Consider the following 13,177-nt stretch of genomic DNA (forward strand, 5'->3'; position numbering starts at 1 on the left):
GTATTCAGACAAATATCACTTACTATCATCAAAACAGAGCGTGAAAGGAGCAACAAACATGAACAATCTAACTTACAGCAGGAACGGGGATTATCTGATACCCGACATCACACTGACAGAACAGCCGACACAGCCGCTCGAGAAGTACGGCAGAATGAGGAAAACCTATCTGGAGGAACACCGCAAAGCCCTGTTCAACCACCTGTTATTGAGCGAGAAGCTGCAAGCTCATCTATTAGAAATCGACCAAACAGCCAACCGCCGACTGGAGCAGATAATGGCAGACTTGCAGAAAGTACAGACACCGCCCGACAAGATGACACAGCAGATGGAGTGGGTAGGACATATGAACAACCTCAAAGCCCAAGCGGAAGAAATGATACTGACGGAACTTATTTACAGCTAACCTTATTCCCCTCAGAGCAAGAACAAATACAGCAGATAGCGGACAGACAGGAGCGTGTAAAAACGCAAGGTCAGTCCGCTTTTTCTATTTCTCACAGTGAAATTGAATATGAGTTACAGCGTGGCACAGGCACTCAGGGCGGCAAATTTCGTGTCTATGACTTTTACAAGAAAAACCCCAACGAAAAAGCGGCGGGTGACTTCATAAAAGATGAGTTTGGGTGGTACGGACACAGTCATACTTTTGAAGATGGCTCAAGAGGGTTTATTGACTATCAGCCCTCGAAAGGCATGATGATAAGCCACTATGATACAGACAAAAAAAGCACACTTAAATGGACAGAAATAGAAAAACATCTCCGTTCCTTAGTAGCCGCAAACAGATATTTGACCGCCGAGGAAAAAGCACAATATGAGGAACAGCAACTGGCTACTGTTGGACTTGAAAATGTTGCAACTCCACCAACATCAGAATTACAAGCAAATGCACCTGTGCAGGCAGCTCCCTCTATCATTCCTGCGGAAATTACCAATGCCGATATTGAGAGTGCATTGCAAGCATGGAACGGTGATGAGGACAGCAAGACCCGAATGCTTGCCTATATGCAAGACCACAGCCGTGAGCGTGGTACAGCCGGGTGGCTGAAAAATGAGTTTGGCGGTAATCTCTCTGCCTTTACCGTTACCAAAGGCGATTTATCCTTTGAACTCCCGTGGGCAAAGGTGCAAAGGTATATCGGACAGCTTGTAGCTGAAGGAGCTTTTACCCCAAGTGATGAGGTTGGCCATTCTGCCGAGCAAAGCACGGCAGAGCTGACCTTAGAAATGTACGATGCTGAAAACACCGACCTTTTTCAAGCGAAAAAGGGCAGCTATTTAGCAACGGTTGAGGTCAATGCCACACAGGAAATATGGGAGCGTTTTGCAGAAAAAGGGCTTGTTCCAAATAAGGACAGCCAACAGCGGTTATTGTTTGAAACGGACGGTAACAACTGGAACAGATTTATTATCCCAGACACCTATGGTAACAAATCCAATAACATCAAAGCCGATGATGTGCTTACTCCCGAGGAATACAAAACCATGTTGGCGGTTGTTCAACAGATTATCCCTGCCGGAGAAACACAAATTGAAACTGCCCCTATCCCTTACGCTAAAGGCGATACCGTCTATCTTGAAAACGGTACGCCTTTTTTGATTGAGAAAATTACTGATTATCATGTTACCCTGCGTGACCCCTCTTTGCTTTATCCTGTGCTGAGAGCAGAAAGCCGGGAGAGCTTTCTACAGCTTTTGGAGCGTTACCTACAAACCCAATCTGTGCAGGAAAAAGCCGACGACTTCCGCATTACTTATACCCATTTAGGCGAGGGCAGCAAGCGTGAAAAATATCAGCGTAATGTTGCCGCTATCACAGCCTTGCAGACCATTGAGCGTGAAAACCGTCCTGCTACCAAAGAGGAACAGGAAACCCTATCTCAGTATGTCGGTTGGGGCGGTTTACCCGAAGTCTTTGATAAAAGCAAAGACAACTGGCATAACGAATATTTACAGCTTAAAGACCTTTTGACCGAGGACGAGTACGACATGGCAAGAGCCAGTACGCTGAACGCTCACTACACCTCTCCAACGGTCATCAAGGCAATTTACGATGCAGTGGGTCAAATGGGCTTTAAAAGCGGAAACATCTTAGAGCCTGCCTGCGGCACAGGTAACTTTTTCGGTATGCTGCCCGACAGTATGCAAGGCTCTAACCTCTATGGTGTGGAGCTTGACAGTATCACAGGCAGGATTGCAAAGCAGCTTTACCCCTCTGCCAATATTGCTATAACAGGCTTTGAGAAAACAGAGCTGCCCGACAGCTTTTTCGACCTTGCCATCGGCAATGTACCCTTTGGCAACTACAAGCTCACCGAGAAACGCTATGACAGCCAAAACTTCCTCATTCACGACCACTTTTTCGCCAAAGCGTTGGATAAAGTCCGCCCCGGCGGTATCGTTGCCTTTGTCACCTCTAAGGGAACAATGGACAAGAAAAACCCCGAGGTCAGACGATACCTTGCACAGAGGGCTGAACTGCTTGGAGCAATCAGACTGCCAAACAATGCGTTTGCCAAAAATGCAGGAACGGAAGTCACCAGTGATATTATCTTCCTGCAAAAGCGTGACAGACCGATTGATGTGGATAGGGATTGGATACACCTCGATTACAATGAAAATGACATTACCCTAAACAGCTACTTTGCAGACCACCCCGAAATGATACTCGGCAACATGGAAATGGTAAGCGGTCAGTTTGGGGAAGAAAGTGCCTGTGTTCACATAGAGGGAGCTGACCTCTCTGAGCAGTTAAGGGCGGCTGTCTTAAATGTGGAGGGCGAAATCAGCGAAGCGGATCTGCCCGACTTAGAAATATCGGAGCAAGTGTCTATCCCTGCCGACCCCAATGTGAAAAACCACACCTATGCCCTTGTGGACGGTGAGGTTTACTTCCGTGAAAACTCACGCATGGTAAAGCCTGCCTTAAACCAAACCGCAAAGGAACGCATTACAGGGCTTGTGGAGCTGCGTGAGTGTGTGCAAGACCTTATCTATTATCAGCTTGAGGACTTTAGCAATGAAGTTATCAAAGCCGAACAGGTCAAGTTAAATCAGCTCTATGACAGCTTTACATCAAAATATGGGCTGATTAACAGCCGTGGCAATTCTATTGCCTTTAGTGAGGACAATTCCTACTACCTCCTTTGCTCTCTTGAAGATGTGGACGAGGAAGGCAATCTCAAAGCCAAAGCGGATATGTTCACCAAACGGACGATTAAGAAATCCGCTAAAATTACAAGCGTGGATACTCCCTCTGAAGCTCTTACTGTTTCCATTGCCGAAAAAGCAAAGGTAGATATGTCCTTTATGGCAGAGCTGACAGGGCTTTCCGAGGAAGAAATTGCAACACAGCTTAAAGGTGTTATCTTCCGTATTCCCGAGCTGTACAATACCGATGCACCGTCCCACTATGTCACCGCTGATGAGTATTTGTCGGGGAATGTGCGTGAAAAGCTGCGTATCGCCGAGCTTGCCGCCCGAACTTCTGTGGAATACAAGGTCAATGTAGAAGCCCTTGAAATGGCACAGCCCAAAGACTTAGATGCAAGCGAAATTGAGGTGCGAATTGGCAGCACATGGATTGACAAAGAGTATATGCAAGAGTTTATGTATGAACTCTTTGATACCCCATACCGCAATCAAGGCAATATCAAGGTTAATTACTCCAACTTCACCGCTGAATGGAGCGTAACAGCCAAAAACTCCATCAGCTATGATGATGTTGCCGCCTATGCCACCTACGGTACTGCCCGAGCCAATGCCTACAAGATATTTGAGGACACCCTAAATCTGCGTGATGTGCATATCTACGATACCAAAACAGAGCCGGACGGAAAGGAAATCCGTGTTCTCAATATAAAAGAAACCGAAGCGGCACAGCAAAAACAACAGCTTATCAAGGACGGATTTAAGGACTGGATATTCCGAGATGCAGATAGACGGCAGACCCTTGTCAAGCTCTACAATGAGCGTTTTAACTCTGTAAGACCCCGTGAATATGATGGCAGTCATATCAATTTTGTGGGCATGAACCCACAAATAAAGCTCCGAGAACATCAAATCAATGCCATTGCCCATATTCTCTACGGCAACAACACCCTGCTTGCACACGAAGTAGGTGCAGGCAAGACCTTTGAAATGATTGCAGGGGCAATGGAAAGCAAGCGGCTTGGGCTTTGTCAAAAACCACTCTTTGCCGTGCCAAACCACCTTACCGAGCAGTGGGCAAGCGAGTTTTTAAGACTGTATCCTGCGGCAAATATCCTTGTTGCCACAAAGAAAGGCTTTGAAACGAAAAACCGCAAAAAGTTTTGTGCGAGGATCGCCACAGGCGAATACGATGCGGTCATTATCGGTCACAGCCAGTTTGAGCGTATCCCTGTTTCTCTTGAACGACAGGAACGCTTGCTCCGAGAGCAGATTGACGAGATTGAGCAAGGCATACGAGAAGTAAAATCAAGCGGCGGCGAGGGCTTTACCGTCAAGCAGTTTGAACGCACCAAAAAAGGGTTGATTGAAAGGCTGAAAAAGCTTGAGGCGAGAGAACGCAAAGACAGCGTTGTTACCTTTGAGCAGTTAGGTGTAGACAGGCTCTATGTAGACGAAGCCCACAGCTACAAAAACCTCTTTACATTCACCAAAATGAGGAATGTGGCAGGTCTTTCTACCTCCGATGCTCAAAAATCAAGCGATATGTTTCTAAAGTGCCGATACATGGACGAGCTGACAGGGGACAAAGGCACGGTATTTGCCACAGGAACTCCCGTGAGCAATTCAATGGTGGAGCTATACACCATGCAGCGGTATTTGCAGTATGACACTCTTAGAGAAAAAGGACTTCTCCACTTTGATGCTTGGGCTTCTACCTTTGGAGAAACCGTCACACAAAATGAGCTTGCGCCCGAGGGCAAGGGCTACCGCCCCCGTACAAGGTTTTCACGGTTTTTCAATCTGCCCGAGCTGATGTCCATGTTCAAGGAAGTTGCCGACATCAAGACCGCCGATGAGCTGAACTTGCCAACTCCCGAGGTTATCTATGAAACGGTAGTTGCAAAGCCCACAGAAATACAGCAGGAATTGGTACAGGAGCTTTCGGAACGAGCTGCCAAAATACACAATGACCGCATAGACCCCTCTATTGACAATATGCTGAAAGTGACCTCAGACGGGCGAAAATTAGGGCTTGACCAACGAGTGATAATCCCTTGCTGCCCGATGATAAGGGCAGTAAGGTAAACACCTGTGTAAACAATATCCTGCGTATATGGGAGGACGGAAAGGACGATAAGCTGACACAACTCCTGTTCTGTGACCTCTCTACTCCGAAAGGCAGACCGCAAGCCGATAAGGTGGCAAAGGCAGGCGGCGGTGCAATCAACGGTGTGGAACTCCATGCCCTTGAAGATGCTCTCCCCGATGATGTGACAGCTCCACAGGCACAGTTTAGCATTTATGAGGATATACGGGAAAAGCTCATCGCAAAGGGTGTGCCTGCCGCCGAGGTAGCCTTTATCCATGAAGCCAATACCGATACACGAAAAAAAGAACTGTTTGCAAAGATGCGTAACGGCGATGTCCGTGTTCTGCTTGGCAGTACCGCAAAATGCGGTGCCGGCATGAATGTGCAAGACCGTCTCGTGGCTCTCCATGACCTTGATTGTCCGTGGGTGCGACTTGAAGTCGCATAGATAATTGTTTAACGAAATAATGATTAAACCCGCTATTCCGTTAGCGGTAGCCTAGTGCCACCTGCTTTGTCAGCAATGACAATGTTAGGAAGCTGGCATGACAAAGTAGCCCTCCACGTAAGTGGTTAAGCCAAAGCCGTGAGGCAAAAGCGAATCTGCGAGCATCAATGCGGTTAGGGAGCAAGGCTTGAGTAGTATGGCTAACATATGTGAACTGTCATTTAAACATCGTAACGTCCAACGAGCCAAAGATGCTGATAGGCTCCAGCCCAAAATGGGAAGCGGTCAGATAATCCTCTCCATGGTAGGATTACACGGATAATAAGCACCGCCGGTGAATGAGACAGAGCCTAACCTACTCGATGTTATCTATGTGGAACAAGGTAAGCCTGTATCTCTCCTGCTTAGGCAGGAAAGTTTTCCGTAAGGAAAACCGATAGGGGTGCAGGTATAGGATTGTAGAAAAAGCGAATGCCATTCTGTAATGGAATGGATAGGGGTTCAAGATTTGCCCTGACCCGAAAGGGTGCAGACTTCTACGTTAGGTAATTCTTTACAAGAAACTTATAGAACTTTTGGAAGGAGCAAAGCAAATGAACGTTAATCAAACAACGTGTGCGGCTACTGACCTTGATTTTGCATGGAACTCCATTGACTGGAAGAAATGTGAAGCACAGGTTAAAAAGCTACAAGAACGTATTGTAAAGGCTAGAAAAGACGGCAGACACGGCAAAGTACAATCTTTGCAGTGGACGCTGACACATTCTTTCGCAGCAAAAGCAATCGCTGTAAAAAGAGTGACAACTAACGAGGGTAAAAAAACACCAGGAGTAGACGGAGTTTTATGGTCTACTGACAAAGCAAAGTATGAAGCCGTTCTGGATTTAAAGAGGAACGGTTATAAACCACAGCCATTACGCAGGGTATTTATAAAGATAGCGAATGGAAAGTTACGTCCGTTAGGAATACCAACAATGAAAGACAGAGCAATGCAGGCATTGTATCTGATGGCTCTGGAGCCATTGGCAGAAATGACGGCAGACCCTCATTCCTATGGGTTCAGAAAAGAAAGATGCTGTCAGGATGCCATACAGCAGTGCCATACGGTTCTGTCACATGGATATTCGCCACAATGGATTTTAGAGGGCGATATCAAAGGGTGCTTCGACCATATCAGCCACGATTGGTTGCTTGCAAATATCCCAACTGATAAAAGGATATTGAAGAAATGGTTGAAATGCGGAGTTATCTTCAAGGGAGAATTATTCAAAACCGAGGAGGGAACAATGCAGGGCGGAATTATTTCACCAACACTTGCAAACATGACATTAGATGGTATCCAGCCGATTCTTACACAGAAGTACAGGAGATATTCTAAAGGTGGAAAATTATATTCACCAATGGTTAATCTGGTACGTTACGCTGATGATTTTGTCATCACAAGTGCAGAGAAAGATGTTTTGGAAAGAGAAATTAAACCTATGCTGGTAGAGTTTCTTGCGGAAAGAGGATTGGAATTGTCAGAAGAAAAAACGGTTATCACACACATTGATGACGGCTTTGATTTTCTTGGCTTCAATATCAAAAAGTTTAAAGGTGTTCTGCTGACACAGCCATCAAAGAAATGTGTAAAGAAATTCTTAGACGGTATCCGTTACACGATTGACAGTAACAAATCTTGCAGGCAGGAAACTTTGATAAGGCTCTTAAATCCAAAGATTACAGGCTGGACGAATTATTACAGATGCGGAGCATCTTCAAAGACATTCCAAAGAGTGGACGACCAGATATTCCGCAAATTATGGAAGTGGGCGAAAAGGCGGCACCCCAAAAAGGGAAAACGCTGGATTGCAAACAAATACTTTCATTTCTACAAAACAAGACGGTGGAGATTCCTTGTGGAGTTAACCAAAAACGGAAAGCAAGATATATTTCCGTTGAAATATGCTTTTGAGACTAAAATTTTGAGACATAAGAAAATCAAAAGCGAAGCAAATCCGTTTGACACCATGTGGAAAGATTACTTTGAGGAGCGAATGACGTATAAAATGTTGCTGTCTCTGAAAGGTAGAAACTCTTTACTTTATATGTGGAATAAGCAGGAACGTAAGTGTCCGCTATGTGGGCAACCGATAACTGCTGAAACACAGTGGAATGTACGGGAGCAAAAAGAAAATGGTCAGATTGTCCGTTATCTCGTGCATGACAAATGCTACAAAGAAAATCGTTAGTTAACTAGCCGGTCTCTGTATTGGCAGAGACTTTGAATTGCTTGAGCCGTGTGAGGGGAAACTCTCATGCACGGTTCTTAGAGGGGAAGGCGGTAGTAATACCGCTGACCTACTCGACCGTCCGGGGGATTTAACCCAACGCTCGGGCAGAATTATCCGTCAAGGCAACAGCAACGAGCAAGTAAAAATCTTCCGCTATGTCACAGAGGACACCTTTGATGCCTACCTTTGGCAGACGGTGGAAAACAAGCAAAAATTCATCAGTCAGATAATGACCTCAAAATCTCCTGTCCGTTCCTGTGAGGACATAGACGAAGCCGCCCTCTCTTATGCGGAAATCAAGGCTCTGTGTGCAGGAAATCCCTTGATAAAGGAAAAGATGGACTTGGATATTGAGGTAGCAAAGCTGAAGCTTTTAAAAGCCAGTCACCAAAGTACAAAATACCGCTTGGAAGATAACCTGTTAAAGCATTTCCCCGAAAGCATTGAACGGCATAAGAGCTATATCAAGGGCTTTGAACAGGATATTGTGACACTGACAGACCATACCCCAAAAGTGTTGCAAGGTGAGCTGCCTAAAGATGATTTTAAGATTACTATTAAAGGAGATACCCTCACCGACAAAGACAATGCAGGGGCGGCTATTCTCGAAGCCTGCAAGGAGATAAAGAACAGCGACCCTGTGGAAATCGGCAGTTACAAAGGTTTTACCATGTATTTAAGCTATGCCGCTTTTGGCAACGAACACACTCTTACCCTCAAGGGGGCAATGAGCCACACGGCAAAGCTCGGGCTTGATGCAAGGGGCAACCTTACTCGTATCGACAATGCTCTAAACAATATGCCACAGCGGTTACAGTCGGTGCAAAAGGAGCTTGAAAACCTCTATAATCAGCAGGCGGCGGCAAAGCTTGAGGTAGAAAAACCGTTTATGCAGGAACAGGAGCTAAAGGAAAAGACAGCTCGGCTTGCTGTTCTCGACAAAGAGCTTAACATGAGTGCCATGCGTTCTGCCCCCTCGAGGGATACGGCAATGGTATCCAAACAGGCTCGACCGTCCATACTGGAGAGCTTAAAGCAGCAGACTCCAAAATCCACAACAACACCTAAAAAATCTAAGGCAGAAAGAGAGGAAAGGTGATGGCGAACAGACAGAGAAATATCCGTATTCAGCTTAGAGTAACCGAACAGGAAAAAGAGCTGATTGAGCAGAAAATGCAGGAGCTTGGCACAAAAAACACCGAAGCCTACTTACGAAAAATGGCGATTGACGGGCTTATCATTCACCTTGATACTGCCGATGTTCGGGAACTTGTGCGAGTGCTGAGGGTAACAAGTAACAGTCTAAATCAGCTCACCAAACGGGTACATGAAACAGGCAGTATTTATGGTGAGGACATTGAAGATTTGCGAAAAAGCTATGACAGGCTTTGGGGAACTGCGGAGGAAATTATGCTCCGGCTTGCGGCGATTTGAAATTCGTATCATAGACAGAAAGATAAAAACCTGCTATGCTTTTCTCAAAGAAAGAAAAGGAGGTCGGTATTATGCGAATACTGTTAAAAATATTGCTGTTCCCCATAACCCTTGCCCTGTCTGCTATCGTGCTTGTGTGCCAGTTTATCTGCGTGTTCAGCTCTATGCTACTATCCGTTTTGGCACTTCTCCTGTTCATACTGGCACTTGCTATCATGGTACTGCTTGGCGAAGTCGGGGAAGGATTAAAAGCAATGCTTGCCGCCTACCTTATCAGCCCTTACGGAGTACCTCTGCTTGCTTCGTGGCTCATCGGTGCTGTGGACGGTCTAAACAAATGGCTGAAAGCTATTTGATACTAAAAAAGGGGCGGTAGCATTTGTGTGCTATCGCCCCTTAATTGCTATATGGTAGGAGTTCCACCACAAAGCAAGGGTAGCGAAGCCGTTTATCTCGACCCTTACTTTGTGGTCAGGCTTCTGCTTTTTCTGTATTCAGAAGCTGTTGATGAACTTTCGGGAAGTGCGTGGTATAATTATCTAATCAATAGTTAATTGGGAGGGATACTATGAGCGAACAAAAAAACAAAGAAATGTTCTATTTTCAAACCAAAATTTCAAGTGTAGTATACAATCAGCAACGGTTCAAGATAATTTTTGGCGAAGATAAATTTTTGTTTGGTTCAGTTTCAGCAAAAGATAATGACTCACCATTTGGAAAACTTATGCAGTATAAAACAATACATGATACTTTAATGGATTTAGACTGGAAAATCAAACTTTCCTTTGATAACGCACTTAAATTTTCTTACTCTGACACAGTAAGAAATAATTTCAGCTTAATAAGAACAGATACCGAAGAAGAAAAACTAGCTTATTATTATATCGAAAATGCTTTGTTTCGGACTTCAAGTTTATGGGATATGTTAGCACAGTTATATAGGATTTTTTATGATATAGATATTCCCAAGGAAAAGGTATATTACAAACAAATATTTAATCCTACCAACAAGCATAGTAATAGTTTCAAAACTAATGCAACAGAAATTTATAGATACATTGAACAAGATGATGATACTGATTGTGATGGAGAATGGAAAGGCAATCATTCCTTTGCTAATGACCTTAGAAATAAAATGACCCATCGAAATTCGCCGAATATTGCTGTCATGAGTGACTTTGATATGAATTTAAAGCACCACCCAATTTTCCAGTTAAAAAGAGTAATTGAAGATTATACTGTTGTTTCCAAATATATTACAGAAATATTAGACCAAATAGAAAACGATATTATCAACTCTTTGGAAGATGAGGAAAACTAATATGAGGTGACCTATGAAAATATTTTTTGACAGTGGAAATATGGAACAATCGGCACACTTTGGTTGGCAAAACAAGGATTTGGCTTTATATGGGTTGAGAGAAGGATACAAAAATAGCGCAGATGACTTAGTTGAAATAGCACTGGAAAATGGAACACCAAAAACTTTGGATACATACATATTCCCCATATTATTTTCCTATCGCCACTGTTTGGAAATTTCGCTGAAACATATTTATTTAAGATGTCGTGGAAACTTGCCAAGCGGTGGACACAATCTGCTTACCCTTTGGGATGAAGTAAAAAAGGAAGTCATTGATGGCTTTATCAATAATAAATCCGCAGTGGAGAATGTTAAAACCTATAAAGAAAATTTTGTACCTTACTCATTAGAGGGAATAAGTTTAGCCAAAGTAAGGCTTTTGCTAAAAGAATTTCAAGAGGCAGACCAAAAAGACTTTGAAAGAGCCAACCCCTCCGAAAAACAAACAGACCAAAATGCAGATGTATGGAGATATTTAATTAGTACTGATAACGATTTGTATTTTACAAATGGTCATTCAATAGATTATCTCTCCTTAAAAGAAAGTGTCTCATTTTTATATGAAGTACTCGACTTTATTTATCACATTACAGATGAATATCTATCATCTTAAATTTTGACACTCAGCTTTTGGTATCTAAGTGATGTTCAAAGGCGGTTGATGAATTCACATCGTATGTGTGCTATAATTACTCAAAAAGGGGTTAGAATATATGAATGTAGAAAAAATGCAGGCTTTAGTATATGAGATTAGAAACTTAAAAAGCAAGGCTGAAATATATACAAAAGCCAACGAGTATGTATATACAAATGTTTATTCAACTTGGGTAAACGAATATAATGCTCTTTTAGACAAATATAACGCTTTGTCGGAACTGCGAATTACTAAAATGACCTTGAGCGAAAATGATTTGTCCTCAACCCAAAAAACCATTAGACAAGCGACAATTCAATATTATATTTCTGCTATTGAGGCACTGGCGAATAAAATAGAGTCAGATATTGAAAGGGAACGTTTGAGTAAGTTGGAAGAACAAACTCCTTCACATCAAATGCGTAAGTGTTTTAAATTATGTGTGGATGGGTGTCCTGTTAATCCTGATTTAAAAAGAAACAGAGTATTTATAGCAATGCCATTTTCAAATGAATACCTTGATAGCTACAATTACGGAATTGTTCCCGCTCTTGATAGCTTAGGGTATGAACACTTCAAGGCAGATAACGAACTGAGTAATAAAGATATTATGTGTAAAATTTGCAGAGAAATTCAGTCTTGTAGCCTTGCTATTATAAACATATCCAGTTTAAATCCAAATGTCATGCTGGAACAAGGGTTAGCATACGGACTTGGTAAACCAGTAATTATTATAAAAGATAAAAATACAAAGGCAGTCAGCGATATCGGTAGTATTGAGTATATAGAATATGAACATGCCTATGATTTGCAACAAAAATTATCACGAGCTCTTGAAAAATAATTTGAAAGGTCTGTACTTTAGTGTACAGGCTTTTTTTCTTGCCTAAAAGGAGGTGTTATTATCGCTACTACACGCTTAATTTCTATGTAAATGGTAAATAACTCGTCTACTTTTGGATTCCTCATAAAATTGAGATAATGGTGTAAAGTTGAAAAAGTTTCTAACAAACTTTCACACAGAACTCAAGGAGGAACTCCACATGGACACAAGACTTGCAACCAACCAGATCCGACTCAGTGAGTGGACCAGAATTATTAAAGACCGTTGTCAAAGTGGTCTGAACGTCAATGAATACTGTGAACAGCACCAGCTATCACGTCATGCCTATTACTACTGGCTAAGAAAAGTAAAAGAAGCTGCTCTGATACATAACAGCTTTGTTGAACTGCCGACTCTCCAGGAAAAAACTGTTCCTGTTTCAATAAGTGAAAATCTTTCTACTTATCAAATGACCATTGCTATTGGAAATACTATATTGGGAGTTAGTGAATCAACTTCAATGGAACTTCTCTCCAGAGTGCTGAAGGTGGTTCGTAATGCTTAATGATGCTGTTGGTTTTAAGCACATTTATATCTGTACTGGATATGTGGATCTGCGCCGAGGGGTGGATGGACTGGCAGCTATCATCAGTGGCTCTTTTGGGCTTGATCCAACGGAACCCGGAAGTATTTACCTGTTTTGCGGAAGAAAAACAGACCGGATGAAAGCACTTTTGTATGAGGGTGACGGCTGGCTGCTTTTATATAAGAGACTAACAAACGGTCATCTAAACTGGCCACGCAGTACTCAGGAAGCACAATCAATTACCCACCAGCAATTCCGATGGCTGATGGAGGGGCTTTCCATTGAGCAGAAAAGGAGGATATCCAAGATAAAACCGGAGATCTATTAACTCCCGACTATACAAAGTATCTTGACAGCTAAATCCTTTATCC

General features: G+C 43.1%; 9 protein-coding genes and 2 pseudogenes. All 11 read left to right on the plus strand.

The window, feature by feature from the left end; all coding sequences use genetic code 11:
* Window positions 1-58 precede the first annotated feature (58 nt).
* Window positions 59-406: a TnpV protein gene (locus VIG27_RS15815; RefSeq protein ID WP_394523536.1), complete on the plus strand. Its 348-nt coding sequence runs from the start codon at window positions 59-61 to the stop codon at window positions 404-406.
* A gap of 2,279 nt (window positions 407-2,685) precedes the next feature.
* A pseudogene (locus tag VIG27_RS15820) lies at window positions 2,686-5,693 on the plus strand (SNF2-related protein).
* A gap of 593 nt (window positions 5,694-6,286) precedes the next feature.
* Window positions 6,287-7,924, plus strand: a complete 1,638-nt coding sequence (gene ltrA / locus VIG27_RS15825; protein WP_394523538.1) for a group II intron reverse transcriptase/maturase — start codon at window positions 6,287-6,289, stop codon at window positions 7,922-7,924.
* A gap of 118 nt (window positions 7,925-8,042) precedes the next feature.
* Window positions 8,043-9,065 (plus strand): annotated as a pseudogene (locus tag VIG27_RS15830) (hypothetical protein); the annotation flags it as partial.
* Window positions 9,065-9,400 carry a plasmid mobilization protein gene (locus VIG27_RS15835; protein WP_394523539.1) on the plus strand — a complete coding sequence of 112 codons (336 nt, stop codon included), beginning with the start codon at window positions 9,065-9,067 and terminating at the stop codon, window positions 9,398-9,400. The pseudogene VIG27_RS15830 and the gene VIG27_RS15835, both read left to right, overlap by 1 nt.
* A gap of 71 nt (window positions 9,401-9,471) precedes the next feature.
* Complete coding sequence (locus VIG27_RS15840; protein WP_394523541.1) at window positions 9,472-9,756, plus strand: CD1845 family protein; 285 nt, start codon at window positions 9,472-9,474, stop codon at window positions 9,754-9,756.
* A gap of 212 nt (window positions 9,757-9,968) precedes the next feature.
* Complete coding sequence (locus VIG27_RS15845; RefSeq protein ID WP_394523542.1) at window positions 9,969-10,721, plus strand: Cthe_2314 family HEPN domain-containing protein; 753 nt, start codon at window positions 9,969-9,971, stop codon at window positions 10,719-10,721.
* 13 nt (window positions 10,722-10,734) lie between these two features.
* Entirely contained in the window at window positions 10,735-11,376 is a 642-nt protein-coding gene (locus VIG27_RS15850) for a hypothetical protein (protein WP_394523543.1), read from the plus strand.
* Between the two features lie 100 nt (window positions 11,377-11,476).
* Window positions 11,477-12,241, plus strand: coding sequence for a hypothetical protein (locus VIG27_RS15855; protein WP_394523544.1), 765 nt, complete (start codon window positions 11,477-11,479; stop codon window positions 12,239-12,241).
* Between the two features lie 199 nt (window positions 12,242-12,440).
* A complete protein-coding gene (tnpA, locus tag VIG27_RS15860) occupies window positions 12,441-12,785 on the plus strand; it encodes an IS66 family insertion sequence element accessory protein TnpA (protein ID WP_394523289.1) in 345 nt (114 codons plus the stop codon).
* A complete protein-coding gene (gene tnpB, locus VIG27_RS15865) occupies window positions 12,778-13,134 on the plus strand; it encodes an IS66 family insertion sequence element accessory protein TnpB (protein WP_394523545.1) in 357 nt (118 codons plus the stop codon). Before tnpA ends, tnpB begins: the two co-directional genes overlap by 8 nt.
* Window positions 13,135-13,177: the final 43 nt, after the last annotated feature.

The organism is Lacrimispora sinapis (assembly GCF_043633585.1).
Classification (GTDB): Bacteria; Bacillota; Clostridia; order Lachnospirales; family Lachnospiraceae; genus Lacrimispora; species Lacrimispora sinapis.

Coding starts and splice junctions, on each gene's coding strand:
- VIG27_RS15815 (WP_394523536.1), top strand. CDS start 59: ATGAACAATCTAACTTACAGCAGGAACGGGGATTATCTGATACCCGAC.
- ltrA (WP_394523538.1), top strand. CDS start 6,287: ATGAACGTTAATCAAACAACGTGTGCGGCTACTGACCTTGATTTTGCA.
- VIG27_RS15835 (WP_394523539.1), top strand. CDS start 9,065: ATGGCGAACAGACAGAGAAATATCCGTATTCAGCTTAGAGTAACCGAA.
- VIG27_RS15840 (WP_394523541.1), top strand. CDS start 9,472: ATGCGAATACTGTTAAAAATATTGCTGTTCCCCATAACCCTTGCCCTG.
- VIG27_RS15845 (WP_394523542.1), top strand. CDS start 9,969: ATGAGCGAACAAAAAAACAAAGAAATGTTCTATTTTCAAACCAAAATT.
- VIG27_RS15850 (WP_394523543.1), top strand. CDS start 10,735: ATGAAAATATTTTTTGACAGTGGAAATATGGAACAATCGGCACACTTT.
- VIG27_RS15855 (WP_394523544.1), top strand. CDS start 11,477: ATGAATGTAGAAAAAATGCAGGCTTTAGTATATGAGATTAGAAACTTA.
- tnpA (WP_394523289.1), top strand. CDS start 12,441: ATGGACACAAGACTTGCAACCAACCAGATCCGACTCAGTGAGTGGACC.
- tnpB (WP_394523545.1), top strand. CDS start 12,778: ATGCTTAATGATGCTGTTGGTTTTAAGCACATTTATATCTGTACTGGA.